Raw genomic sequence first — 26,260 nt, forward strand, 5'->3', positions numbered from 1 at the left:
GTGCTGTCGGTGGCGGACCGTAGTCTCCCCATTGATGGCTGTGACGAGTGAACCCCGGGCCCAAGAAGGCGGTGCCGCCCCGCGGCACCGCTCCGCCACGCGTTCACTCCTGCGGCTGTGGCCATATGTGCGCCCGGTGCGGGTGCGGCTGTTCGGCGCGGCCGGGGTGGCGGTCGTCGCCTCCTGTCTGGGGCTGGTCATCCCGCTTGTCCTCAAGTGGATGGTGGACGAGCCGGTGGCCCACCGGGACCCGGGCGGAGTCTGGCTGGGCGGTGTGCTGCTGCTCGCCCTCGGCACGGCCGAGGCCGGGCTCTTCGGGCTGCGGCGCTGGCTGGTGGGGCGGCCCCTGGCCTCCGTCGAGGCCGGGATGCGCGCCGATCTCTACCGCCATCTGCAGCGGCTGCCGGTCTCCTTCCACGACCGCTGGGCCTCCGGCCAGCTGCTGTCGCGGGCCACGACCGATCTGATGCTGCTGCGGATGTTCCTGGCCTTCCCGCTCACCTTCCTGGTGGTCAACGGGGTCACCATCCTGGCCGGATTCGCCATCTTGCTGTCGCAGGAGTGGACGCTGGGCCTGGTCCTGGTGGTCCCGGCGGTGCCGCTGGTGATCCTCTGCTCGCTGTTCGAGACGCGGTACGCGACGGTGGCCCGCACCGTGCAGGACCAGACCGGCGATCTGACGACGGTCGTCGAGGAGGGCGTGCTGGGCGTCCGGATCGTCAAGGGCTTCGGCCGCCACCGCAGCCAGGCCCGCGCCTTCCGCGCCCTGTCCGAGCAGGTCCGCTCCACCGAGCTCCACAAGGCGCGGCTGCTGGCCACGCTCTGGGCGCTGATCATGACCCTGCCGGAGCTGGCGATCGGCGCGGCGCTGGTGCTCGGCACGATGCAGGTCGCGGACGGGGATCTGTCGGCGGGCACGCTGGTCGCCTTCCTCTCCACCGCCCTGACGCTGCGCTGGCCCGTGGAGTCCCTGGGCTTCCTCCTCGCGATGAGCCAGGACGCGGCGACGGCCACCGACCGCTATTTCGACGTCATGGACGCGGAGCCGGCCGACGCGGCCGACCGGCCCCGGCCCGCGGGGTCTCTGGGGCGCGGCGAGGACGGCCGACGCGGGGTGGGCAGCCAGGACCACGAGGGCGGGCTCCGGTTCGAGGGGGTGGAGTTCGCCTACGCGGACGCGCCGCCGGAGGAGCCGCCCGTGCTGCGCGGGGTCGATCTCCACATCCGGCCCGGCGAGACCATGGCACTGGTCGGGGCGACCGGCTCCGGAAAGACCACCCTTACCGCTCTCGTCCCCCGGCTCCAGGAGATCACGCGCGGGCGGATCACCCTCGACGGCCGGGACATCACCGCCCTCCCCCGGGAGGAGCTGCGCGCCCTGGTGGCCGTCGCGTTCGAGGAGCCCACCCTGTTCTCCGCCACCGCCGGTGAGAACGTCCTCATGGGCGCAACCGACGCGGGCCGGGAGGAGCTGCTGCGGGCCCTGAAGGTGGCGCAGGCCGATTTCGTGCACGCGCTGCCGGAGGGCACCGACACCGAGGTCGGCGAGCAGGGGCTCAGCCTGTCCGGCGGTCAGCGGCAGCGGCTCGCGCTGGCGCGGGCCGTCGTGGGCGGCCCGCGGTTCCTGGTGCTCGACGATCCGCTGTCCGCCCTCGATGTGCACACCGAGGCGCTGGTGGAGGCGGCGCTGCGGCAGGTGCTGGCGGCCACGACCGCGCTGGTCGTCGCGCACCGACCGTCCACCGTGCTGCTCGCCGACCGGGTCGCGCTGCTGTCGGAGGGCCGGATCACCGCCGTCGGCACCCATCAGCGGCTGCTGCGGGAGAGCGTGGAGTACCGGTCGCTGATGTCCGGGCAGGAACGCGAGGAGGGGGAGAGCAGCCCATGACGACGGTCGAGGAGGAGCGGGAGAGCACGGACGACGGGGGCTGGGGCGAGGACGGGGACGAGGGCCGGGCGCTGTCGTCCGACCCGTTCGACCGCGATGTCCTGCCGGTGCCCAAGGGCGCGTCGCTGGCTCTGCTGCGTTCGCTGCTCTCGCCGCGCCGGCGGCGGGTCTGGCTGGCGGCCGTCCTGCTGCTGCTCCAGCAGGCCGCCGTCCAGGCGGGTCCGCTGCTCGTCGCGTACGCCATCGACCATGCCGTGCCCGCCCTCCGCGACGGCGCCCACGGCCCGCTGATCGCCGTCGGCGCGGTCTATCTGGGCTGTGCGCTCGCCTCCGGGACGCTGCAGTACGCGTTCATCCGCTTCTCCGCCCGGATCAGCCAGGACGTGCTGCTGGATCTGCGCGGCCGGATCTTCCGCCATGCCCAGGCGCTGAGCGTGGACTTCCACGAGCGCTACACCTCCGGCCGGCTGATCTCCCGTGCCACGACCGATGTCGAGTCGCTGCGCGAGTTGCTCAGCGAGGGCCTGGAGGAGCTGCTCGGGGTCGCCTTGTCGGTCGTCTACATCTCCATCACGCTGCTGTATCTCGACTGGGGGCTGGGCGGGGCGGCCGTGCTGTCCTTCTGGCCGCTGTATCTGCTGATCCGCTCCTTCCAGCGGCGCTCCATGCGGGTGTACCGCAAGCGGTCGACGGCGATCGCGGCGGTGATCGTGACGTTCACCGAGACCATGAACGGCATCCGTCCCGTGCAGGCGTTCCGCCGCGAGCGCGCCAACGACACGCGCTTCCGCGAGCTGAACCACCGCCATGAGCGCGCCAACGGGGACGCGATCCTGGAGATGGCCCGCTATGTGGTCAGCTCCCGGCTGGTCGCCAACGCGGCGGTGGCCGCCATCGTGCTCTGGGGCGCCTACCGGGTGGCCTCCGGTTCGCTCGCGCTCGGGGTGCTCGCCGCGGCCGCGCTGTATCTGCGCAGGCTGTACGACCCGATCGACCGCCTGGGGATGTTCCTCAACTCCTACCAGTCGGCGGCCGCCTCGCTGGAGAAGATCGCGGGCCTGCTGGCCCAGCGCCCCTCCGTCCCCGAGCCCACCGACCCCAAGCCGCTGCCGCCGCGCCCGACGAAGACCCCCGGCCGGGAGGTGGTCTTCGACGGGGTGCGCTTCGCCTATCGCACCGGCGGCGAGGTGCTGCCCCGCTTCGACCTCACGCTGCCCGCCGGGCAGACCCTCGCGGTGGTCGGGGCGACCGGCGCGGGCAAGTCCACCCTCGCCAAGCTGCTGGCCCGCTTCTACGACCCCAGCGACGGCCGGGTGCTGCTCGACGGGGTGGATCTGCGCGATCTGGCCATGCCCGAACTGCGGCGCGGTGTGGTCATGGTGACGCAGGAGGCGTTCCTGTTCTCCGGCACGGTCGCCGACAACATCGCCATCGGCCGCCCCGACGCCACCCGCGCCGAGATCGAGCAGGCGGCCAAGGCGATCGGCGCGCATGACTTCATCGCCACGCTGCCCGACGGCTACGACACGGATGTGCGCAAGCGCGGCGGCCGGATCTCCGCCGGCCAGCGCCAACTGGTCGCGTTCGCCCGCGCACTGCTCGCCGACCCGTCGGTCCTCATCCTCGACGAGGCCACCTCCTCCCTCGACATCCCGGGCGAGCGGGCGGTGCAGCGCGCCATGGACACGGTGCTGCGCGGCCGTACGGCGGTCGTCATCGCCCACCGGCTGTCGACCGTCGAGACGGCCGACCGGGTGCTGGTCATGGCCGACGGCCGGATCGTCGAGGACGGCCCACCGGACCGCCTGATCGCGGGCGAGGGCCGGTTCGCGGCACTGCATCAGGCGTGGCGGGACAGCCTGGTGTGACGAGCCGGGTTGTAGGTTCCGCGCTTCGATGGACAACAGACACGTGAAATGGGCAATGGATGAGCAATTTCACGGGTCTACGGTCACTGGCCACACTCAGTGACCACGGTCCCCCTCATGGCGATCAAGAGTCCAGCCTCTTCCAGCAGGAGGCACGAGTTGGCCATGACATCCGGTAAGACGATGCCTCGGTGCGTGAAGTCACCTTCTGTGAGATGCGGGTGGCGGACTTCACGTGGTCTGCACCGTGGCGGTTTTCGCTCCGTCCACAGTGCGGACGCATCATTGAACGGGCCGGCCGGCCTGGAAGCGTTGACGTACGCACGCCGGATCGCGGCCAGGACAGAGGTTCGTCGAGTCCACGACGGAGCCGGTCCGCAGCGCTACTTGCGCGTGCGCGACGCCTGTGAGAGCGCGTCGACGGTTACCCCCACGATGGCCAGGAGCTGCGCCTGGCTCGCCCCAGCTCTGCTCATGACGGCGAGAGACTGGTTCACGGCGGCCACGTGTTCAGCGAAGGTGTCGGCGTCCTGGTCGGTCAATCGGCCTGCCTTCAGTGCGGCGCGTAGACGCAAGCGCTGGCAGCCCAGTGCCTCCTTCGCGCGAGCCGCGACGCTCTGGCTCAGCATCGGAATTGCCATGGCCGATTGGGCGACCAGGCATCCGTCCGGCAGTTCGGGATCGGCGATGCGCGCGAGGGTGACGTCGAAGAACGCACGAACGGCTGTATGAGGCTCCGATGCTGCACACGACAGGGCGGCGTCGTACTTGTCGCCGTAGCGCGCGGCATAGCGATCCAAGCAGCGCAGGAAGAGCGTGTCCTTGTCGCCGAGCGAGGAGTAGATGGAGCTGCGGTTCAGGCCGGTTGCCCGGGACAGATCGTCCACTGAGGTGTCGGCGTAGCCCGCGCGCCAGAACTGGATCATCGCGGCGTCAAGTGCCGTGTCCATGTCGAATTGCTTCTTGCCTGCCACGTGGCACTTCCTTGCCGGTGTGTCGATGTTCCGTGTCGCGCCGCACCACTCTATCTTGAACCGATCGATTCAAGATGTGCTAGCGTCCAAGCATGGTCATGGCCGGGGCGTCCCCTACAGCGCGACATTGTTCGTCCAGCCCGGGCTCGTCGTCCCTGTCCTGCTACTGGGCCTCACCGATCAGGCCGTCGGGCCCCGGACGTCGTGCAGCACGCCGGCCGCTCCCGGCGGCTGCACTGCGCTCGTGGGCCCAGCCCTGGGGCGAAGCCCCGAACCAGGACACCCAACACCGACGGAGGATCCCCGTGACTGACCCTGCGACCAGCGCTCGGCACGTCCGCGAAAGTAACCCTGTCCCCGATCTGCCCTTGCACGACCTGGCGGGATTCACTCACTGCTGGGTTGACGCCGACGGCGTCCGCCTTCATGCCGTCGAAGGCGGCCGGCCGACCGGCCCGGCCATTGTCCTGCTCGCCGGATTCCCGCAAACCTGGTGGGCATGGCGAAAGGTCATGCCCAGCCTCGCCGGCCGGTTCCACGTCATCGCGATCGACCTGCCGGGTCAGGGCCACTCCGAGCGTCCGGAGCGCGGCTACGACACGCACACGGTCGCCGCGACCGTCCACGCCGCCGTGAAGGCTCTCGGAGTGTCGACTTACTGGCTGGTCGCCCACGACATCGGCGCCTGGGTCGCTTTCTCTCTCGCACTCCGATTCGAGAGCCAACTGCGCGGGGTCGCTTTGCTCGACGCCGGAATTCCCGGCATCACCCTCCCCGAAGCGATTCCCACCGACCCGGATCGGGCGTGGAAAACCTGGCATTTCGCGTTCCACCTTGTGCCCGACCTGCCCGAGACGCTGCTTGCCGGCCGCGAACGGGACTACGTCGGCTGGTTCCTGAAAGTGAAGGCCCTCTCTCCCGACACATTCGAGGACGCCGAGCTCGACCACTACGCAGCGGCCGTCGCCGTCGACGGTGGCCTCCGCGCTTCCCTCGCCTACTACCGGGACGCCGCCGAGTCGGCGCGCAAGAACCACGAGGCGCTCAAGCGGCAGCACCTGACTGTGCCCATCCTCGGAATCTCCAGCAGTCACGGCTCCATCCCGGACATGGCGGCCTCCATCAGCCCATGGGCCGACGACATCACCGGAGTCGTCGTGCCCGACGCTGGACACTTCATCCCCGATGAGCAGCCCGAAGCCGTCGCTGCCGCCGTAGCCGATTTCATCCTCGACGGCGACTGACACCGGTCGAACCTGTCCGACCGCGCACCGCCCCAGTCCGCGCGAAGTCACGAGCGCACCTCTGGCCAGGTCCTCTGCGGATGCTTTGCCGGCAGCACGCACTCGCAGTGACCGCTGAGGAGACCCCACAGGAGTTCTGCTCATGATCAGCCAACGCCGGCAGTGCTCATCACGCTCGGATTCCGGCGTTTCTGCAGGAACCAGTGCCAATGAAATCGCGGAACCTACACGGGTCGGGGCCCGGCGAAGTCCGGCCCGGCGAGGGATCCTTACTTACGGGCGCTCAGCCGCCGGGCGGAAGCCTTACGGCTGTTCAGGTTCAGCCGCCGTACGCGTACGAGGCGAGCAGTCCGGCGGCGAGCACCGGGTCCACGACCGGGACGCCCAGCCGCTCCTCCAGCAGCGGGCGGATTCCGATGGTGTTGAGGCCGGTGCAGGCGAGGAGCAGGGTGTCCGCGCCCGACGCGACGAGCCCGGCCGCGGCCTCCAGCACCGCCGCGGGCCCCTCCGGGGCGAGCAGGTCGGTGGTGCGGTGGACGCCATGGGGGCGGGCGGAGGCGGTGAAGTGGTCGCCGAGCACCGCGCGCACGGCGGGCGGTGCCTCGTCCCGGATGCCCAGCACCCCGACCCGGCGGCCGAGGCCCAGCGCGACGGCGGCGGCCGCCGAGCCCGCGCCGATGACGGGGATGCCGACGGCCTGGCGGGTCTTCTGGAGCGCCGGATCGGCGGCACAGCTGATGATCAGCGTCCGCGCCCCGGCATCGGCCAACTCCCGGGCGAGATCCACGATCTTGGGCTCGGCACGGGCCTCGGAGTCGTCGTCATGGATGCCATGGGGCTGGCCGGGGATGCACCGCGAGACGGTCGGCAGGCCGTAGCGCTCCTCGATGGCCGTGCCGTGGGTGGCGACGGCGGCAGGGTCCTCGCTGGTGAGGACGCGGATCACCCCGACGGGCCGGGCGGAGGCGGCGGATGCGGACGCGGGCACGGGTACGGGCACGGGTACGGGCGAGGGCATGGACACGGTGGCCTCCGGTGGGTGGGGCGCTGCGCGGCGGGCGGAGGGTGCGGGTGGGTGTGCGGAAGCGTTACGGGGTGGGCGGGTACGCGGAGGCTTTAGGGGGCGGGTGGGCGCGCCGCGGCGATACGGGGCGGCTGAGTACGCGGAAGCCTTACCGGGCAACCGGTGCCCCGAGGCGTTACGGGGCGGCAGGTGCGGGCAGGGACGTGGGGGCTTACGGGGCGGGCGGGTACGCGGAAGCCATACGGAGCGGGTGTACGCCGCGGCGTTACGGGGGCGGCAGGGTGCGCCGAAGCCTTACGGGCCGCCGGTGCCCCGAGGCGTTACGGGGGGGGCGGCGGCGTTTGGCCGGGTGTGCGGCGGTGGTGGGCGGGCTTCACGCTGAGGCCGCCACCACCTCTGCCGCCATGCGGACGGCGATGGCGCGGGCCAGCAGCACGGGGCGGCCCGCGGCCCGCACGGCGGCGGTGCGCATCTGTTCCGTGTAGCCGATGCAGTCCAGGACGAGCCAGGAGCTGCCGCGGTCCGCGAGGGTGCGCGCGGCGGCGGCGATGTCGTCCAGGACGCGCTCGGCGGGGCCGTACGGATCGGCGGTCGCGGCCTGGACCCGGCCCGGCAGCAGTTCCGCCCAGCGGCGGGAGACATCCTCGGCCTGGTCGGGGTGCGGGCAGACGATGCCCACGGGGTCGGTGCCCACGGTCGCGGCGACGGCCTGCTGCACCAGCGGTTCGGCGAACAGCAGGGGCCGCCGGGCCCGCACCGCGGGGAAGCGGCCGGTGCACAGCAGCAGGGTCGCGGCGGCGCCGTCCCGCTCCGCGCGGGCGACCGCGTCCGTGATGCGCGGGACGATCGCCCCGTGCCCGAGCAGTACCGAACGACCGTCGCGCAGCCGGGAGACCAGCGGTGCCTCGCCCTCCTCGGGGGCCAGCAGTCGGCGGGTCGCCGCCTCGGCGTCACCGTCGAACCGTTCGGCGTCGAGCGCGCCGTGCTCGACCAGGCGCACCCCGGGCAGCAGCGGTTCGGCGTCCGGGCGGAGGTCGGCGCGCGGGGCCTGGCCGATGGTGACGAGGCCGAGGGCCGGGGCGCCCGCCGGGTGTTCGGGGCCCACGGTCTCCCTGGTCTCCGTGGTGTCCATGTCGTCCACAGCGTGCACGTCCTTTCTTGCGGGGCCTTCCCCACACGGCTTTCCTCAGGGCCCTCCTCACAGGGCCTTGGTGAGCTGGCCTACGTCGTTGAGGGAGCTTCCGGCCACGAGTCCGGCGCCGACCAGCGACAGGTCGTTCTCGGCCTGCTCGTCGGACTCCTTGCGCGCCTCCGCGTCGCTGATCCCGCGCCGCCGCCACAGGGTGTAGAGCTGGCGGACGACCAGAGCACCGAGGACCATCCATCCGGCCTGGGGCGTGGCCACCAGAAGTCCGGTGGCCAGCAGGACGCCCATCTGCCGGGAGGGTCCGCCGAGGAGCTGGACGAGCGCGCCGGGTATCGCCCACAGCAGCATGGTGGTCATGGTGCCCGGTTCGAGGCCGGTCTTGATGGTGGTGACGTAGACCTCGGCGACCGGCGGCACCTTGCCCTCGGAGAAGAAGGTCTTCCAGGCGACGGCGACGACGACCAGCGCGACACCGAAGCCGACGAGCTGGGCGAGGTACTGCTGGCGCCGCCCCTCGATCTCGAAGGGCCGCCAGGGCGCGGCGTCCCGGCGCAGCAGCCAGCCCGCCTTGAAGTCGTAGCCGAGGTCGGCGAAGGCGGGGCCGGTGGAGGCCGTGTAGCCGACCAACAGGGCGAGCGGCACGGTCGGGATGTGCAGCACCAGACCGATGATCAAGAAGATCAGGGTGACGGCGAAGGCCGGGAACCAGCCGGAGTGCATCGCCGCCAGCCCCACGATCAGCTGGTGGACGATGGCGGCGACACCGGCCAGCAGCACCCAGCCGACCAGGGCGGGCAGGGAGAGCCCGCCCACCACACCGCCCGCGATCGCGACCACGATCGCGCCGCAGACGAAGAGGCCCATGCCCTCCAGCAGTCCCCTGCGCAGCTGGGGGGCCTGGACCGTAAGGCCGCCGTCGGCGTCCGGACCGTCGACGGCCGAGCCGTCGGCGGCCGGACTCTCGGCGGCCCCCTTCGCCCCGCCCTTCCGCGTCCGCATCAGCAGCAGCGCCTGCGCCAGGGCAACGAGCCCCGCGCCGATCATCAGCCCGTGCGGCACATGGCGCGCGCCCAGGTCGAACCCGAACTCGGGGGCGTACTGCCCCACGGTCAGCCCGACCCCGAACATGGCGAGCGCCCAGATATTGCCCAGGAACCCCACACCCGCGGCACTGGTCGGCAGCTTGAACAGCGCGCCGACGAAGCCGATCACCGCGCCCGCGCCCAGGATCGCGGCCTTGCGCCCGCCGGTGTCCCCGGCCTTGATCGTCTCGGCCGCCGCGATCCCGGCCGGCCACGAGCCGGTGGCGGGCAGCAGCTTGGAGTCGAACACCCGGTACAGCACCCAGCTGTCGACGGCCAGGCCGATGACGGCCCCGCCGAGCATGGGCCACACCAGGTCGTTACGCCCCAGGGCGAACGGCACCGCGATCGGGGTGAGCAGGGAGTTGGCCGCGGCGAAGGTGGAGCCGGAGATCGCCGACTGCACCAGGTTCTGCCGGTGCTTGGAGCGCATCCGGGTCAGCACACCGACCGGGATACGGCCGATGAGCATCGCCACCAGGGCACCGATCACGGCCGTGTTGGGCGACACCCCGAGCGAGGTGATCAGCACGATGCCGATCAGGGCGCCGAGGACCGACAGCACGATGGTGAGGACGAGGGTGACCGGCTCGAAGGCTCTGGGATGCGACCGCGGTGGGGCGTCCGCGGCCGCGATGTCGGCGCCGGCCTGGGGGTTCGGGTTCATGGGGACTCCTGCGGGGTCCGGTGGGGACGGGTCGGTCACCCGTCCGCTGGGGACGGGTCGGTCACCCCGCCGGGGTGAGGGCCTGGAGGTGGGTCATGGGTCCGTACAGCTCGACCAGGCGCGCGAACTCCTCGGGGTCCAGGAAGCGGGCGACGCCGCGTCCGAACTCCTTCGCGGTCTCGACCGCGAACCGGGCCGCGACCGCGATGTCGGTCTCGTGGCTGGCGCCGGTGGCGCATCCGGCCACCGCCGAGCCCGCCGTGATCGCGAGGCCGACGACGGGGGCGGTGGTGGCGACGGCGGGCTGGAGGATGGAGTTGAGGTGGTGCACTCCATTGCCGTACGGGGTGATGTCCTGCGTGGTGATCGGCAGGATGCGCGCCGACTCGCCGGTCACGCTCTCCAGGACGGCCACCAGATCCTCGCTGACCCGCAGGATCCAGCCCTGGCAGACCGTCGGCGACAGGGCGACGCCGCGGTGGTTGAGCAACCGGTTGCCCTTGGTGGTGTCGATGGAGACGACCGCGTCCATCGCGGGCGAGATCTCCTCGCGGTTGCACACCAGGGTGTCCACCGGGGAGTCCATGAAGGGCACGGGGTCGTGCGGCTGGGTGGGAGCCCAGCCGGAGACATGGGTGGAGAGCGTGACATCGCCGTCCAGGACGTCGCCGCGGGCGTGCATGTCCAGCAGCTTGGCCGCGGCGGACAGCGCCGCCACCGCCCCGTCGGCGTCCGAGACCAGCCCGATCCGCTCCGGGCGGGCCCCGACTCCGCCGAGCCGGCCGAGGATGCCCAGAGTGGGGGCGTCGCCGCCGCCCAGCTTGCCGCGGCGGCCGGGGACGGTGACGGAGACGAAGTCCGTGCTGCCCTTGTCGCCCTCGACGGTGCGCACCTCGACCTGGGGCGCCGTCTGCGGGTCCGCTCCGGCCGCGGCCTGGACCGCGCGCAGATGGTCGGCGAGGAGGGCGCCGCTGGTCTGCGGACGGTCGAGGAGTTCGATGATGTCAAGGACGTGTTTGAGCACGGCTGGCCTCTCACGGCGGGGTGATGCGGTTGGTGATGCGGTTGGTGATGCGGTCGAAGATGCGGTCAGGGACACCGTCGGCGATGTGATCGGTAAGGCCGTCGGCGACGCCTTCGGTGAGTCGATCGGCACTGCCTCGGTGAGGCGATCGGTCATGCGGTCGAGGACGCCGATGGCCCGACCGGACGAGTGGGGGAAAGCGGCGCGCGGGGCGGGCACTGCCACCGGGCACCGGCCTGGCCGGGGATCCGCCCGGCCGTCGGCTCCGCCAGGGTCCGCCCGGCGTCGCGCTGTGCGCAATGTTTTCTCGATATCCGAGAATGTTTACTCTTTCGTCATGCCTGAACAGAAGCCCGTAACCGGCGCCCCGCCCCTCCAGACCGCGGACCGCGTGCTGAACGTGCTGCTCGCCTTCGACCGCGAGCGCCCGGAGTGGGGCGTCACCGAGATCGCCGAGGAGTTCGGGCTGGACAAGTCGGTGGCCCAGCGGCTGCTGGCCGCGCTGGCCTACCGGGGCTTCCTGATCTCCGACAAGCGCTCACGCCGCTATCGGCTGGGCCCGGCGGTATGGCATCTGTCCTGGGTGTGGGAGCGGGGCGGCGGCATGGCCAGCCTGGCCCGGCCGATCCTGGAGGCCCTGGCCGAGGCGGTCGGGGTGAACACGCTGTTCGCGGTCCCGGACGGGGTGCACATGCGCTGCGTCGCGGCGGTGGACGGGGCCACCGGCCCGCTGCGCTACTACGTGCTGGCGGGCGAGCTGTACCCGGCGCACGCCGGCGCCACCTCCCGCGCCTACTTCGGTATGCTCCCGCCCGGTGACCGGGCCGTGCTGCTGTACGGCCGCCCGATGGCGCGCTTCAGCGAGCACACGCCGACCGATCCGGTGCGGCTCGAGGAGCGCTTCTCCCAGGTGCGGCGCGACGGCTACGCCTACTCCGAGGGCGAGTACGATCCGGACAGCGCGGCGCTGGCGGCGCCGGTTCTGGTGGGCAGACGTCCGGTGGGCACCCTGACTCTGGCCGCCGCCCCCGAGGTGCTGCGCCCCCGCCGGGAGCAGCTGATCGCGCCGCTGCTGCAGGGCGCCGCCGATCTGGGCAGGCTGCTGACGCCGACCCGGCCGCGGCGCGCCCCACGCCGCTAGCGGCACTGAGCGGCGCCAATCCGCGCGGCACTCCGCCGTTCCCGACAATCCCCCCCAAATCCCCCCACTCTCCCTCACCACTCCAGCCCTCTGTTCCGCCGTTCCACCGTTCCGCCAGAAAGGCCCCCTCATGCAGTTGCTGCTGCTGTCGAACTCCGCCGCGCCCGGCCGCGGCTATCTGGACCACGCGCTCGAGGAGATCGCCTCGGCGCTGGACGGCGTGCGCCGGCTCGTCTTCGTCCCGTACGCGCTGGCCGACCACGACGGATACACCGCCAAGGTGGCCACGGCCCTGGAGCCGCTGGGCGTGGAGGTCACCGGTGCGCACACCGCCGACGACCCGGCCGAGCTGGTGCGCGGGGCGCAGGCGGTGTTCGTCGGCGGTGGCAACAGCTTCCGGCTGCTCAAGGCGTTGCACGAACGCGATCTGATCCGGGCGATACGGGAACGGGTGGCCGCGGGCGCGGTCTACATGGGCTCCAGCGCGGGCACCAACATGGCCTGCCCGACCCTGCGCACCTCCAACGACATGCCCATCGTCCAGCCGCCCACCTTCGAGGCGCTGGGGCTGCTGCCGTTCCAGATCAACCCGCACTACCTCGACGCCGAGCCGGACACCGCCCATATGGGCGAGAGCCGGGCCCTGCGGCTCGAGCAGTTCCTGGAGGAGAACGACGTCCCCGTGGTCGGGCTGCGCGAGGGCACCTGGCTGCGCCGGGACGCGGACCGGCTGACGCTGGGCGGCATCGACGCCGGGGCGATCCTCTTCCGCAGGGGCGAGGACCCGGCGGAGCTGCGCCCCGGCGCCGATCTGAGCGCGCTGCTGCGGGAGGAGCCGCGCTTCGACTCCGCCGTGCACTCGTCCTGACCGCGGGGCCGGGCGTCTCACTCACCGACCGAGCCGTCGGCCAACTCCCTTACGACATCGAGCTGTCCGGCGTGGCGGGCGTACTCCTGGAGCAGGTGGAAGAGGATCCAGCCGAGCGTGGGGGCCTCGGCCTCGGTGGCGAACCGCCCGCCGGTGGCCGCCCGCCGCTCCAGCGGTACGCCCGCGACGGTCGCCCGCGACCAGGCGCACTGCTCCTCGTACCGCGCCCGCACCTCGGCGGACGGCATGCCCTCGGGGACCCGCCATCGGTCGCCGGGGCCGCGGTCGCCCCACGGCTCGTCCACCGCCTCCCCCAGGAATCCCCAGCGCAGCCAGCGCCGTTCGACATGGGTCAGATGGTGGAGCAGCTCCAACGGGGTCCAGCCGGACGGCAGTCGGCTGGTGCGCAGCTCGTGCTCCGAGAGGCCATCGAGCTTGTTGGGCACCACGGAGCGGAAGTAGTCGAGATAGGCGCCGAGCATGTGGTGAGGCTCGGTCAGCGAATGCGGGGGTTCGTCGATCGGGTTCACGGGGTCGGACATGGGGGCGATGCTACGGAACGCCACCGACATCGGGCATTGCCGAATTTGACCGTAAATCACCGTCATACGAACACGGCATAGCTGTCAACGGACGCTTTCCGGACAAGTTCTTGTCGCGATCCTGACAGGTCGAGTCCAGTGGTGCCACTCTTCCCTCGGCCGAGACGCCGCATCTCCACAGCCTGTGGCGCCAAAGGCCAACCCCACACCTGCACCCGCTCTGCCCTGCCCTGCCCGGACGGCGACCCAGCCGCCCGGTCGTCCCGGCCGTGCCACCGCGCGGCCAGCGCAGAAGGAGTCAGCGTGAGATCCCTCCCCCAACGGCACCTCAGACCCGGCACCCGCAGATCCGGTCGCGCCCCGGGCCAGCGAGCCGTCGCGACCGGCGCGCTGGTCGTCGCGGCGGCGATGATCGGCGTCGGCTTCCAGAGCGGCACCGCCGCCGCTCGTCAGGACGGCGCCGCCGACCGCCCCGCCGCCCGCACCATATCCGGCGCCCCCGACCCCGGCGCCCTCCCCGTCAAGCTCTCCCCCGCCCAGCGCGCCGAGCTGATCCGGAAGGCCGACGCCGCCAAGGGCGAGGCCGCCAAGGGCCTCGGGCTCGGGGCCAAGGAGAAGCTGGTCGTCAAGGACGTCATCAAGGACGCCGACGGCACCACCCACACCCGCTACGAGCGCACCTACGCCGGACTGCCCGTCCTCGGCGGCGATCTGATCGTCGACCGGGCGAAGAGCGGTGCGCAGCTGACGGTCGCCAAGGCGACCAAGGCCCGGCTCAGCGTGCCGACCACCACCGCCGCAGTCGCGCCCGCCACCGCCGAGAAGGCCGCCGTGAAGGCGGCGAACGCGCAGGGTTCGCGGAAGACCGAGGCCGAGCGGGCGCCCCGCAAGGTGATCTGGGCCGCCAAGGGCACCCCGGCCCTCGCCTATGAGACGGTCGTCGGCGGCCTCCAGGAGGACGGCGCCCCGAACGAGCTGCATGTCATCACCGACGCGGCCACCGGCACGAAGCTGTTCGAGTTCCAGGGTGTCAAGAAGGGCACCGGGAACAGCCAGTACAGCGGCCAGGTGACCCTCGGCACCTCGGGCAGCGCGGGCTCGTACAACCTCACCGACTCCGGCCGCGGCAACCACAAGACGTACAACCTCAACCGCGGCACCTCGGGCACCGGCACGCTCTTCACCGACGCCGACGACGTCTGGGGCAGCGGCAACACCTCCGACGCCGCGACCGCCGGTGTGGACGCGCACTACGGCGCCGCAGAGACCTGGGACTACTACAAGAACGTCCACGGCCGCACCGGCATCAGGGGCGACGGCGTCGGGGCGTACTCCCGGGTCCACTACAGCAGCGGCTATGTGAACGCCTTCTGGCAGGACGCCTGCTTCTGCATGACCTACGGCGACGGCTCGGGCAACGCCAAGCCGCTGACCTCCATCGATGTCGCCGCCCATGAGATGAGCCACGGGGTCACCGCGGCCACCGCCAACCTCACCTACAGCGGTGAGTCCGGCGGGCTCAACGAAGGCACCTCCGACATCTTCGCCGCCGCCGTCGAGTTCTACGCGAACAACGCGAGCGACCCCGGGGACTACCTCGTCGGCGAGAAGATCGACATCAATGGCAACGGCACCCCGCTGCGCTACATGGACAAGCCCAGCAAGGACGGGGCCTCCAAGGACAGCTGGTACTCCGGTGTCGGCAATGTGGACGTCCACTACTCGTCCGGCATCGCCAACCACTTCTTCTACCTGCTCTCCGAGGGCAGCGGCGCCAAGGTCATCAACGGCGTCAGCTACGACAGCCCGACCTACGACAACCTCCCGGTCACCGGCATCGGACGGGGCAACGCGGAGAAGATCTGGTTCAAGGCGCTGAGCCAGCGGATGACCTCCAACACCAACTACGCGGGCGCCCGTGACGCCACGCTGTGGGCGGCGGGCGAGCTCTTCGGCCAGGGCAGCGCGCAGTACAACGCGGTGGCCAACGCCTGGGCCGGGGTCAACGTCGGCACCCGGATCGCCGACGGCGTCACCGTCACCCCGCCCGGCGCCCAGACCAGCATCGTCAACCAGGCCACCAGCCTGCAGATCACCGCGACCAGCTCCAACCCGGGCGCGCTCGGCTACGCGGCCGATGGGCTGCCCGCGGGCCTGTCGATCAACTCCTCGACCGGCCTGATCTCCGGGACCCCGACCACCGTCGGGTCGAGCCAGGTGACGGTCACGGTGACCGACTCGGCCGGCAAGACCGGCACGGCGTCCTTCACCTGGACCGTGAACACCAGTGGCGGCAATGTCTTCGAGAACACCGCGGACATCGCCATCCCGGACGCGGGTGAGCCGATCACCTCGCCGATCGCGGTGAGCCGGGCCGGCAACGCGCCGACCAATCTCCAGGTGGGCGTGGACATCGTGCACAGCTACCGCGGCGACCTGGTGATCGACCTGATCGCCCCGGACGGTACGGCCTACCCGCTCAAGAGCGCCAGCCTCTTCGACTCGGCGGACGACGTGCGGACCACGTACACCGTGAACGCGTCCTCGGAGACCGCGGTCGGCACCTGGAAGCTGCGGGTCCAGGACATGTACGCGCAGGACACCGGCTACATCAACAGCTGGAAGCTGACCTTCTGACCGAGCCGTGAGGCTCACTCAGGACAGGCGCCGCCAGGGGTCGACCCGACTCCCCCTGGCGGCGCCTCTTCACGCCCTGATCTGGTCCCGGCTTCATGCCCTGACCGGATCCTGGCCCGGGTCCTGGCCCTTCGCCTCGGTAGCCGCCGACTCTTGACGCCGAGCTGTCCGGAATCCGAAGGTTGATCAGCATTCAACGAACATTTTCCCTTCGACCTGTCGTGAAACCCGTGACATGTCGCGGACTTGTGTGACAGTCTGCCCAACGCATTACGCATCAGTACCTCTTGTTCAGCACCGGGCCGCACTTCCCCGCAGCCCGGCGCTGACCCCCCACAGCAACGAGGAGATCGCGTGCGCAAGACCTTCAGCATGCCCATATCCGGTGCCGGCAAGCGGCGTTCGGTGATCGCGGCCGGTACCGTGGTCGCCGCGGCGGCCCTGCTCGCCTCGGGAATGACCACCGGCACCGCGGGTGCCGCCCCGGCCAAGTCCGGAGGCCAGCCCACGGCGCTCACCGCCTCGGCCCGCGCCGAGCTGCTCCGTGAGGCCAACGCGACCAAGGCGGACACCGCCTCGTCGCTCGGCCTCGGCGCCAAGGAGAAGCTGGTCGTCAAGGACGTCATCAAGGACGCCGACGGCACCATCCACACCCGCTACGACCGCACCTACGACGGTCTGCCCGTCCTGGGCGGCGACCTGATCGTCCACCAGGCCAAGGGCGGTGACGTCAAGAGCGTCACCAAGGCCACCAAGGCCACCGTCAAGGTCGCCTCCACCGCGGCCGGGATCGCCCCGAGCACCGCGGCCAAGGCCGCCGTCAAGCTGGCCAAGGCCGACGACACCACCCAGGCGGCGGCCGACCAGGCTCCGCGCAAGGTGATCTGGGCCGCCACCGGCAAGCCCGTGCTCGCCTACGAGACCGTCGTCGGCGGGGTGCAGAAGGACGGCACCCCGAACCAGCTGCACGTCATCACCGACGCCGCCACCGGCAAGAAGCTCTACGAGTACCAGGGCATCGAGACCGGCAAGGGCGAGAGCGAGTACAGCGGCTCGGTCGAGCTCGGCACCAGCAAGGAAGGCAGCGGTTACACCCTGACCGACGCCGACCGCGGCGGCCACAAGACCACCAACCTGGAGAACGGCGAGGAGGGCGAGGGCAAGGCGTTCACCGACGACGACGACAACTGGGGCACCGGCAAGCCGGACGACCCCCAGACCGCCGCCGTCGACGCCCACTACGGCGCCGCCGCCACCTGGGACTACTACAAGAACGTGCACGGCCGCGACGGCATCGCGGGCGACGGCAAGGGCGCCTACTCCCGCGTGCACTACGGCGACAGCTACGTCAACGCCTTCTGGGACGACAGCTGCTTCTGCATGACCTACGGCGACGGCGAGGGCAACAAGGCTCCGCTGACCGCGCTCGACGTGGCGGGCCACGAAATGAGCCACGGCGTCACCTCCAAGACCGCGGGCCTGGAGTACAGCGGCGAGTCGGGCGGCCTCAACGAGGCCACCTCCGACATCTTCGGCACCTCGGTGGAGTTCAACGTCAAGAACAGCACCGACGTCGGTGACTACCTCATCGGCGAGGCGATCGACATCAACGGCGACGGCACGCCGCTGCGCTACATGGACAAGCCCAGCAAGGACGGGCAGTCCGCGGACGAGTGGTCCGACGGCGTGGGCGACACGGATGTGCACTACTCCTCCGGTGTCGCCAACCACTTCTTCTACCTGCTGTCCGAGGGCAGCGGCGCGAAGGAGATCAACGGTGTGAAGTACGACAGCCCCACCTCCGACGGCTCCAAGGTCGAGGGCATCGGGCGGGACAAGGCCGAGAAGGTCTGGTACAAGGCCCTGACCACGTACATGACCTCCAACACCGACTACCACGCCGCCCGTGAGGCCACGCTGAAGGCCGCCACGGACCTCTTCGGCGCCGACAGCGCCGAGTACAAGGGCGTGGACGCCGCCTGGGCCGGGGTCAACGTCAAGTAAGCCCATCCCAGTTGGACGCACGACACTTGCCGGTGCCCGGGGCTTCAGGCCCCGGGCACCGGTATGTTTTTATCCACGGCAAAGCGGCATCTTTGTCGCGTTGGGCGGAACCTTCGCCCAACTCCCCATCACAACTGGAGATACGCGTGGATTCACGTTCGACATCAGCGATATCCGGCATATCACGTCTCAGACGTTCACGTACCGCCCTCGCCGCCGGAGCGGCGACCCTGGCCGCCTCCCTGCTCGCCGCCGGCGCCACCGCCGGCTCCGCGAACGCGGCCGCCCCCTCGGCCCCTTCGGCCCCCTCCGCCTCCCGGGCCGACGCCTCCACCGTCTCGCTCTCCCCCTCCGCCCGCGCCGAGCTGCTGCGCGAGGCGGGGGCGACCGCGGTCTCCACCGCGAAGTCGCTGGGGCTCGGGGCCAAGGAGAAGCTGGTCGTCAAGGACGTCGTCAAGGACGCCGACGGCACCACCCACACCCGCTACGAGCGCACCTACGCGGGACTGCCCGTCCTCGGCGGCGATCTGATCGCCCATGAGTCCGCGAGCGGCGCCTCCCAGGGTGTCGACAAGGCGACCGACGCCGACATCAAGGTCACCGACACCAGCGCCGCCATCGCCCCCTCCGGCGCCCAGCGGTCCGCACTGAGCGCCGCGCAGGCCGCGGGCGACAAGGAGACCGGCGCACAGGCCGCACCGCGCAAGGTGATCTGGGCCGCCACCGGCAAGCCCACGCTCGCCTACGAGACGGTCGTCAGCGGGGTCCAGAAGGACGGTACGCCCAGCAAGCTGCACGTCATCACCGACGCCGACAGCGGCAAGAAGCTGTACGAGTTCCAGGCCGTCGAGAACGGCACCGGCACCGGCCAGCACAACGGCAAGGTCACCGTCGGCAGCGTCCGGAGCGGCAGCCAGTGGCTGCTGAAGGACGCCGCGCGCGGCGGCCATATGACGTACAACCTCAAGCACGCGTGGGAAGACACCAAGAAGGGGTCGGCGTTCTACGACGCCGACAACGTCTGGGGCAACGGCAAGCCAACCATCGCGCAGACCGCCGCTGTGGACGTCCACTACGGCGCCGCCATGACCTGGGACTACTACAAGAAGGTCCTCGGCCGTAACGGCATCAAGGGCAACGGCAAGGCCGCGTACTCCCGCGTCCACTACGGCGACGCGTACGAGAACGCCTTCTGGGACGACGACTGCTTCTGCATGACCTACGGCGACGGCGCGGGCAACAAGAAGCCCCTCACCTCACTCGACGTCGCGGGCCACGAGATGAGCCACGGGCTCACCTCGGCCACCGCCAACCTGGAGTACAGCGGTGAGTCCGGCGGGCTCAACGAGGCCACCTCCGACATCTTCGGCACCGCCGTGGAGTTCTACGCCAAGAACGCCAAGGACCCCGGTGACTACCTCATCGGCGAGAAGATCGACATCAACGGCGACGGCACCCCGCTGCGCTACATGGACAAGCCCAGCAAGGACGGTCTGTCCTACGACTACTGGAAGAGCGGTGTGGGCAACGACGACCCGCACTTCACCTCCGGTATCGCCAACCACTTCTTCTACCTGCTGGCCGAGGGCAGCGGCCGTAAGGTCATCGGCGGGGTGACCTACAACAGCCCGACCAAGGACGGCCGCACCGTCAAGGGCATCGGCCGGGCCAAGGCCGAGAAGATCTGGTACAAGGCCCTGTCCTCGTACATGACCTCGACCACCAACTACGCCAAGGCCCGCACCGCGACCCTCAAGGCCGCGAAGGCCCTGTACGGCGCGAGCAGCGCCGAGTACAAGGCGGTCGACAACGCCTGGGGCGGCGTCAACGTGAAGTAACCCCCGCCGGTCGGCCGGTCGGGCGGCTCCATGCCCGCCCGGCCGACCGGTGGCACCCCTCGAGTGGCCCCGACCGGTAGCACCCGGCCGGCGCCCCCTACCGCCTGCCGACCGCCAGCTGACAGGCCCGCTGGTTCTCCGCCGCGGAGCAGGGCAGATGACCGTGCTTCTCGACGAGGTTCCGCCCGGTGTCGCCCGCCAGATAGTCGAGGAATTTCGAGGTCAGGGAGTTCGGGGGCGGCGCGGTGTAGGTGTAGGCGTACTCCGGCTCCCAGAAGGAGTAGGTCCGCTCCCGCACCGCGTCGATGGAAGGCTTGCGTCCCTCCAGTGCCACCAGATGGAGAGCCCCCTCGCGGGCGCTCTCCTCGGCTGAGTGCAACTCGGCGTATCCGATCGCGCCGGGTGAGCTCGCCACCTTCTTCAACACCTCCCCCGTGCTGTCGAGTTCACAGCGGATGACGTGGTCCCTGGCGAATTTCGGAGTCCGGCAGTTGTCGGACGTCCGGGAGATCTCATTGCCGCCCAGTACCCGGTTCTCGAACACGCCGCGCGTTCCGGATTTCGCGTCCCGGCTCACCAGCCGCACCGGCAGATCAGGGCCGTCGGGCAGCTGATTCCAGTTGGTGATCCGACCGGAGTAGAGCCCGCGGAGATCCTCGAGGGAGAGATCCGATACCCGGATGTCCTTGTTCACCACCACGCTGAAGACGGACAGCGCCACCAAATGCTCCTTGAGCTGGGGGTTCCCGTCTCCGTCCGGGCCATCGGAGAAGGCCAGATACGCCGGGAATCCGCCCTTCGCCGCCTCCCCGGCATCGATCAGCGTCTTCGTACCGCGCCCACTGCCCTGCGCCTCCACGGTGACCTGGGCACCACGGCAGTCACCCTGATACGCCGCGCCCACCTCCTGTGTCACCGGCTTGAACGCGGTCGAGCCGACGATCGTCAGATTCCCCTCGGCACATCCGCGCGGCAGCGGATCGTCCCGCAACAGCTGTGTGCCGAACGGCTGAAGAATCAGCAAGGCCAGCAGACTGCCGATCAGCCCGAGCATCCGATTGCTGGGCCGCCGGAATTTCTCATTGTTGCGGATCCTGCCCTCTTTGATCCGCCCGCCCACATGCGGCGGCTTGTCGGTCCCCGCGCCCGTCAGCAGCACCAGCAGCTTGAAGTGATCCCCCTTGTTCAGCGGCACCCGGGGCAGGGAGATCTCATTGCCCTCACAGACCAGCCCGGGGTTCTCAGGGGTCCCGTGCTGCGGAAGGTGGCGCAGCAGATCCGGATGGCTGGGCTCGGTGACCGCCACGTCCCGCACGATCCGATTGGGAAAGGTCGCGGTGAGCCCGCGGTGGTTCGTCGCCGGTGCGGTGATGTAGTCGTCGGCGTCAAGGCTGCGGAATCCGTCGTTCTCGATGCGCAGCAGGACGAGTGAGGCCCCGGCCAGATCCGGGGTGTTCTCCAGCATCCGCAGCCGCTGATGAACCGGCCCGTCCAGGGTGCTGTCGTCTATCAACGTGTCCATCTGCACGCGATAGCCGATACGCTTCCGCCCCGGAATCAGCCGCTCGTACGAGAGCCCCCCGAGCGTGACGATCACGCCGAGAAGCGCCAGCAGATTCTCGGGCGCCGTCAACTGTTCCAGCCACTTCACGATGTCCCCCCGTGCATGCCATGGCTTCAGGGGGGCGAATGTACGCTCCAAGAACGCTTATGGGGCCGATGTGGCCCACCTCTCATACAATGTTCGTCCCGCGTTCAACGACCGCCGCCGTGGCCCTGGGCGGAGGTTCCAACCCGCATGAGGGCGGCGACCGCCTCCCGCGGGTCGTCCGCGTGAAACCGCAGCGTACGGGCGAAGCCCGGACCGCCGAGCGGTCGCACGAACTCCACCGGTTCCGTCAGCTCCACCGTCACCGTGGTCTGGCTGCCCACCGCGAGGTCGAGCACTCCGTCCGCGCTCACCCGCACCGGCCGCCCGTCGGGGTAGCGCCGGTCGACGCGGGCGGTGGCGATGGTGGCGGCCGGGACCCGCAGGTCGAACAGCGCGCCGTACCGTACGCGCAGCGAGCCGTCGGACCCCACGACGTGCGGCCGGACCACGCACGACGCGTGCAGGGCGAGGATCAGCACCACCCCGTACACATCGACGACGAGCAGGACCGCGTGCACGACCGGCCAGGGGATCACCAGCGCCAACCCGACCGTTTCGACGACGGAGACGAAGAGCAGCCCGTACATCATGGCCGTCTGGGGCCCGGTGTACGCGGCGGCCAGCGCCCCCTCGGGGACCTGGTGGCGGCGGCGCAGCACCCACAGCCCGAGGCTGTACAGGGCCCGGATCTCGTGCGCGATGAGCCTGCGCGCGACCACCGGGACCAGAGTGCGCAGCGCGCCTCGCACGGCGTCCCGTCGCCCGGCCCCGGCCCGTCGCCGGACGGCATACAGCCGCCACAGAACGACGGCCTCCAGCGCGAGCACGGTCACCACCAGCGCCTCGGCCCCTATGAGAACCGCTCCGGGTATGCGTACGCCTGCCACCACACACACCGCGACGGCCGCCTCGGCGGGCAGCACCGCCCCCACCGCCATCCGCGCGGCCCGCAGGCCCATGACGGCCTCGCCGCCCTCTCCGATACGCATGGCGCCAGTAGAAACCCTGCCGCTACGACAAGGTCAACCACGGCCGGAACGGCCGACCGGCGGCGCCGACTGCCTCATGAAAGGTCAGTCGGGCAAAGGCAGGCGGATGACCGGGTCGAAGGGGCGCTTTTGGAAACCGGTGCGCAGATTGCGGCAGTCCGGCGCCTTGCACATGAAGAACTCCTCGACCGTCTTTCGGCCGGTCCGGTTCTTCAGCCAGGCTTTCTCCTCGGCAGTGAGACGACGGTGCAGCTCGTCAGTTCCACACGTATAGCAGTACATCTTCTGCTCTCGCACGGCACCTCCTGAAATGGGCGGACAGCCAAAACTAGAGCCTATAAGGCGCGTTGGGCGACGGACAGCACCCAACCGGACAACTCGGACGAGGACCTGAGCTCAGGTGGTGGCACCGGCAGGACAGGGAATCTCCGGGCGCCTAGTCGTCGCCCCCGCGCCATGTGGCCCGGACCCGGCGCCATGCCTCGATGACGGCCGGGATCTTGGACAGGAGCTCTGCTGACAGGGTCAGTATCAGTCCGGCGAGGCCGAAGGCCGCGAGGACGAGCAGGGTGACGGTGTCCCAGTCCACCAGTTCTCAACCCTTCGATCGGGTGGTCGAACCGATGGCCCGGCAGGCAGCTCAGCCCGACCACCTCCTGCGGTGGTCAGCTGAGGTCCTGCCGACGTCCAAGATCTCAATACGAACAGACGGAGAGCACCGCTCTCCGGGACCGTCGGCAATTCCGGCCACCGCATAACGGCGGCGGCCGGCTTTTTTCGTGCACCCCGAGACGTCGGGCAAGGGGTGGCACTTTCCCCCGTGCCGGACGGTCCGAGGTCAGTGTAGCCGCCGAAGGCTCAGCGCATCAGGACTCCCGCCGCCTCGGTCATGGCATCGCAGGGCAGCGCGGTGAGGCCCAACTCGGGGGCGGAGGCCAGGAGGTGGTGGGTGGGGAGGATGCGCACCGTGTAGCCAAAGGGGCCGGTGCGGTCGAGGGCGAGGGGGCCTTCGTAGAGGCGGCGGCCTTCGGCGTCGGGGCCCGTGGTGGGTTTGAGGGGGACGTGGGTGGCGTCGGTGATGCGGTCGGTGTCGTCCACGCGGCCCGCCACCGCCTGGACCTCCACGTCCGCCGGGGCCAGTCCGGCGAGGCGCACCCGGACCCGTAGGGAGAGTGTCGAGCCGAGTTCGGCGGCGCCGCCGGGGGCGGGTGGGATGAGCTGGGCCTCGACGTGGTCGACGGCGACGCCCGGCCAGGCGTCGCGGATCCGGGACTTCCAGGTGGCCAGTTCGGCGGCCGCCACGGGGTCCAGCGCGCGGTGGGAGCGGGCGGCCGGGGCGTAGAGCCGCTCGACGTATTCGCGCACCATGCGGCCCGCGAGCACCTTGGGGCCGAGAGTGGTGAGGGTGCGGCGGACCATGTCGATCCAGCGACCGGGGAGGCCGTCCGGGCCGCGGTCGTAGAAGCGCGGGGCGATCCGCCGTTCCAGCAAGTCGTAGAGGGCGGCGGCCTCCAGGTCGTCGCGGCGGGTCTCGTCGATGGCGTCGCCGTCGGCGGTGGGGATGGCCCAGCCGAAGTCCGGGTCGTACCACTCGTCCCACCAGCCGTCGAGGACGGAGAGGTTGAGACAGCCGTTCAGGGCGGCCTTCATGCCGCTGGTGCCGCATGCCTCCAGCGGGCGCAGCGGGTTGTTGAGCCAGACGTCGCAGCCGGGGTAGAGCTGCTGGGCCATGCCCATGCCGTAGTCGGGCAGGAAGACTAGGCGGTGGCGCACCCGGGGGTCGTCGGCGAAACGGACGAGTTCCTGGACCAGGCGCTTGCCGCCGTCGTCGGCCGGATGGGCCTTGCCCGCGACGACGATCTGGACCGGCCGCTCGGGGTGGAGCAGCAGCTTCATCAGCCGGTCCGGGTCGCGCAGCATCAGGGTGAGCCGCTTGTAGGAGGGGACGCGGCGGGCGAAGCCGATGGTGAGGACGTCGGGGTCGAGCACCCCGTCGATCCAGCCGAGCTCGGCGGTGCTCGCGCCGCGCTGCCGCCAGGAGTCATACAGCCGCTGCCGGACCTCGGCGACCAGCCGCTTGCGCAGGGTGCGGCGCAGCTCCCACAGCTCGGCGTCGGGCAGGTGGCCGAACTGCCGGGCGCCGAGCCGGGTGACCTCGGGGGCCGTCCAGGTGGGTGCGTGCACCCCGTTGGTGATGGAGGTGATGGGCACCTCCTCGGGGTCGAAACCGGGCCAGAGCCCGGCGAACATCTCCCGGCTGACGCGGCCGTGCAGGGTGGACACCCCATTGGCGCGCTGGGCCAGGCGCAGCCCCATCACCGCCATGTTGAAGAGGTTGGGCTCACCGCCGGGGTAGGTCTCCATGCCGAGCGCGAGGACCCGCTCGGCCTCGATTCCCGGCAGCTCGGCGTCGTCGCCGAAATGGCGGGCGACCAGCTCGCGGTCGAAGCGGTCGATACCGGCGGGCACGGGGGTGTGGGTGGTGAAGACGGTCCCGGCCCGCACCGCCTCATGGGCGGTGCCGAAGTCGGCCCCGCCGGCCATCAGTTCGCGGATGCGCTCCAGGCCCTGGAATCCGGCATGACCCTCGTTGGTGTGGAACACCTCGGGGCCGGGGTGGCCGGTGAGCCTGCAGTACGCGCGCACGGCGCGGACGCCGCCGATGCCCAGCAGCATCTCCTGCAGCAGCCGGTGCTCGCTGCCGCCGCCGTAGAGCCGGTCGGTGACATCGCGCTCACCGTGGCCGTTCTCCTCCACGTCGGAGTCGAGCAGCAGCAGCGGCACCCTGCCCACCTGGGCGTGCCAGACGCGGGCGTGGAGCGGGCGGCCGCCGGGCAGGGTGAGCGGGATCCGGACGGGCCGGCCGTCCGCCTCGCTCAGCTGGGTGAGCGGCAGCTCGTTGGGGTCCAGGACCGGATAGTGCTCCTGCTGCCAGCCCTCGCGGGAGAGCGACTGCCGGAAGTAGCCGTGGCGGTAGAGCAGTCCGACGCCCATCAGGGGCACGCCGAGGTCGCTGGCGGCCTTGAGGTGGTCACCGGCGAGGATGCCCAGGCCGCCGGAGTACTGGGGCAGGGCCGCGGTGATCCCGAACTCCGGCGAGAAGTAGGCGATCGCGGCGGGCAGTCCGGAGGGTGTGGATGCGCCTGGGGGTACGGAAGGTACGGGCGCGCCTGAGGACACGGAAGGTACGGATGCCTCAGACGCCGCGGACGCGCCGGGCCCCGGCCCCGCGCCGTCCTCCGCGGCGACCCGCCCCTGGTACCAGCGCGGACCGGTCAGATAGTCGTGCAGATCGTCCGCGGCCGCCGTAAGACGCCGCAGGAAGGAGCGGTCCTCGGCGAGGTCCGCGAGCCGGGAGACGGGTACGGCGCCCAGCAGCCGCACCGGGTCTCCGCCCGACTCCCGCCATCCCTCGGGGTCCACGGACTCGAAGAGCTCGCGGGTCTCGGGATGCCAGGACCAGCGCAGATTGCGCGCCAGCCGGTGGAGCGGTCGAAGGGGCTCCGGAAGCACGGGGCGCACGCTGAATCGACGAATGGCCTTCACCCCTCGACGGTAGCGGCCGACGAGTCCCTGTTTCGGCTGTTTCGCCCCGCTCCCGAGAAGTGGGCCCGAAGGCGGCAACCTTTCCGGCCAAGGGGGCGACTAGGGGGCACACCTTCCCCGCATGCC

At 70.8% G+C, this 26,260-nt stretch carries 19 protein-coding genes; 8 read left to right on the forward strand and 11 right to left on the reverse strand.

Annotated elements, in window-relative coordinates:
• Nucleotides 1-34 precede the first annotated feature (34 nt).
• Together ACFYOY_RS01240 and ACFYOY_RS01245 are read left to right on the forward strand one after the other, a co-directional pair.
• Nucleotides 35-1,888, forward strand: coding sequence for an ABC transporter ATP-binding protein (locus ACFYOY_RS01240; RefSeq protein ID WP_388584048.1), 1,854 nt, complete (start codon nucleotides 35-37; stop codon nucleotides 1,886-1,888).
• Nucleotides 1,885-3,756 (forward strand): ABC transporter ATP-binding protein, encoded by a 1,872-nt coding sequence (locus tag ACFYOY_RS01245; RefSeq protein ID WP_351880466.1) that lies wholly within the window; start codon nucleotides 1,885-1,887, stop codon nucleotides 3,754-3,756. The genes ACFYOY_RS01240 and ACFYOY_RS01245 overlap by 4 nt, the downstream gene beginning before the upstream one ends.
• Nucleotides 3,757-4,139: 383 nt before the next feature.
• Here the strand turns inward: ACFYOY_RS01245 and ACFYOY_RS01250 are convergent, their stop codons facing one another.
• On the reverse strand, nucleotides 4,140-4,730 hold the full coding sequence (locus tag ACFYOY_RS01250; RefSeq protein WP_351880464.1) for a TetR/AcrR family transcriptional regulator: 591 nt from the start codon (nucleotides 4,728-4,730) through the stop codon (nucleotides 4,140-4,142).
• A gap of 305 nt (nucleotides 4,731-5,035) precedes the next feature.
• Between ACFYOY_RS01250 and ACFYOY_RS01255 the strand changes: the two genes are divergently transcribed.
• The gene (locus tag ACFYOY_RS01255; RefSeq protein WP_351880462.1) at nucleotides 5,036-5,974 is read left to right on the forward strand and encodes an alpha/beta hydrolase; all 939 of its coding nucleotides are present in this window, start codon (nucleotides 5,036-5,038) and stop codon (nucleotides 5,972-5,974) included.
• A gap of 319 nt (nucleotides 5,975-6,293) precedes the next feature.
• Here ACFYOY_RS01255 and ACFYOY_RS01260 read toward each other — a convergent pair whose 3' ends face one another.
• The 4 genes from ACFYOY_RS01260 to ACFYOY_RS01275 form a co-directional block, all read right to left on the reverse strand.
• Entirely contained in the window at nucleotides 6,294-6,992 is a 699-nt protein-coding gene (locus tag ACFYOY_RS01260; RefSeq protein WP_388584565.1) for an aspartate/glutamate racemase family protein, read from the reverse strand.
• A 379-nt stretch (nucleotides 6,993-7,371) separates the two neighbouring features.
• Nucleotides 7,372-8,130 carry an AroM family protein gene (locus ACFYOY_RS01265; RefSeq protein WP_351881013.1) on the reverse strand — a complete coding sequence of 253 codons (759 nt, stop codon included), beginning with the start codon at nucleotides 8,128-8,130 and terminating at the stop codon, nucleotides 7,372-7,374.
• A gap of 66 nt (nucleotides 8,131-8,196) precedes the next feature.
• The gene (locus ACFYOY_RS01270; protein ID WP_388584051.1) at nucleotides 8,197-9,894 is read right to left on the reverse strand and encodes an OPT family oligopeptide transporter; all 1,698 of its coding nucleotides are present in this window, start codon (nucleotides 9,892-9,894) and stop codon (nucleotides 8,197-8,199) included.
• Nucleotides 9,895-9,955: 61 nt separating this feature from the next.
• The gene (locus ACFYOY_RS01275) at nucleotides 9,956-10,918 is read right to left on the reverse strand and encodes a DUF1177 domain-containing protein (RefSeq protein ID WP_125760103.1); all 963 of its coding nucleotides are present in this window, start codon (nucleotides 10,916-10,918) and stop codon (nucleotides 9,956-9,958) included.
• Between the two features lie 337 nt (nucleotides 10,919-11,255).
• On the opposite strand from ACFYOY_RS01275, the gene ACFYOY_RS01280 reads away from it, so the two are divergent.
• Both ACFYOY_RS01280 and pepE read left to right on the forward strand, forming a co-directional pair.
• Nucleotides 11,256-12,059 carry an IclR family transcriptional regulator gene (locus ACFYOY_RS01280; protein ID WP_351880453.1) on the forward strand — a complete coding sequence of 268 codons (804 nt, stop codon included), beginning with the start codon at nucleotides 11,256-11,258 and terminating at the stop codon, nucleotides 12,057-12,059.
• A 130-nt stretch (nucleotides 12,060-12,189) separates the two neighbouring features.
• Complete coding sequence (pepE, locus tag ACFYOY_RS01285; protein ID WP_351880450.1) at nucleotides 12,190-12,927, forward strand: dipeptidase PepE; 738 nt, start codon at nucleotides 12,190-12,192, stop codon at nucleotides 12,925-12,927.
• Between the two features lie 17 nt (nucleotides 12,928-12,944).
• Here the strand turns inward: pepE and ACFYOY_RS01290 are convergent, their stop codons facing one another.
• Nucleotides 12,945-13,469 (reverse strand): DinB family protein, encoded by a 525-nt coding sequence (locus ACFYOY_RS01290; protein ID WP_388584056.1) that lies wholly within the window; start codon nucleotides 13,467-13,469, stop codon nucleotides 12,945-12,947.
• A 408-nt stretch (nucleotides 13,470-13,877) separates the two neighbouring features.
• On the opposite strand from ACFYOY_RS01290, the gene ACFYOY_RS01295 reads away from it, so the two are divergent.
• The 3 genes from ACFYOY_RS01295 (at nucleotide 13,878) to ACFYOY_RS01305 (ending at nucleotide 19,948) form a co-directional block, all read left to right on the forward strand.
• A complete protein-coding gene (locus tag ACFYOY_RS01295; RefSeq protein ID WP_388584569.1) occupies nucleotides 13,878-16,106 on the forward strand; it encodes a M4 family metallopeptidase in 2,229 nt (742 codons plus the stop codon).
• 354 nt (nucleotides 16,107-16,460) lie between these two features.
• The gene (locus tag ACFYOY_RS01300; RefSeq protein ID WP_388584059.1) at nucleotides 16,461-18,110 is read left to right on the forward strand and encodes a M4 family metallopeptidase; all 1,650 of its coding nucleotides are present in this window, start codon (nucleotides 16,461-16,463) and stop codon (nucleotides 18,108-18,110) included.
• Between the two features lie 146 nt (nucleotides 18,111-18,256).
• Nucleotides 18,257-19,948 carry a M4 family metallopeptidase gene (locus tag ACFYOY_RS01305; protein WP_351880444.1) on the forward strand — a complete coding sequence of 564 codons (1,692 nt, stop codon included), beginning with the start codon at nucleotides 18,257-18,259 and terminating at the stop codon, nucleotides 19,946-19,948.
• Between the two features lie 97 nt (nucleotides 19,949-20,045).
• Here ACFYOY_RS01305 and ACFYOY_RS01310 read toward each other — a convergent pair whose 3' ends face one another.
• The 5 genes from ACFYOY_RS01310 to glgP all read right to left on the reverse strand — a co-directional run bounded on the left by ACFYOY_RS01310 (nucleotide 20,046) and on the right by glgP (nucleotide 26,134).
• Nucleotides 20,046-21,599, reverse strand: a complete 1,554-nt coding sequence (locus ACFYOY_RS01310) for a phosphate ABC transporter substrate-binding protein (protein ID WP_388584063.1) — start codon at nucleotides 21,597-21,599, stop codon at nucleotides 20,046-20,048.
• Between the two features lie 104 nt (nucleotides 21,600-21,703).
• Entirely contained in the window at nucleotides 21,704-22,588 is an 885-nt protein-coding gene (locus ACFYOY_RS01315) for a hypothetical protein (protein ID WP_388584066.1), read from the reverse strand.
• An 84-nt stretch (nucleotides 22,589-22,672) separates the two neighbouring features.
• On the reverse strand, nucleotides 22,673-22,870 hold the full coding sequence (locus ACFYOY_RS01320) for a hypothetical protein (protein ID WP_388584572.1): 198 nt from the start codon (nucleotides 22,868-22,870) through the stop codon (nucleotides 22,673-22,675).
• Between the two features lie 154 nt (nucleotides 22,871-23,024).
• Complete coding sequence (locus tag ACFYOY_RS01325) at nucleotides 23,025-23,177, reverse strand: hypothetical protein (protein ID WP_351880434.1); 153 nt, start codon at nucleotides 23,175-23,177, stop codon at nucleotides 23,025-23,027.
• A gap of 269 nt (nucleotides 23,178-23,446) precedes the next feature.
• The gene (gene glgP / locus ACFYOY_RS01330; RefSeq protein WP_388584069.1) at nucleotides 23,447-26,134 is read right to left on the reverse strand and encodes an alpha-glucan family phosphorylase; all 2,688 of its coding nucleotides are present in this window, start codon (nucleotides 26,132-26,134) and stop codon (nucleotides 23,447-23,449) included.
• Nucleotides 26,135-26,260 lie beyond the last annotated feature (126 nt).

It is taken from the genome of Streptomyces sp. NPDC007875 (genome assembly GCF_042868035.1).
In the GTDB taxonomy this organism is placed as follows: domain Bacteria; phylum Actinomycetota; class Actinomycetes; order Streptomycetales; family Streptomycetaceae; genus Streptomyces; species Streptomyces antimycoticus.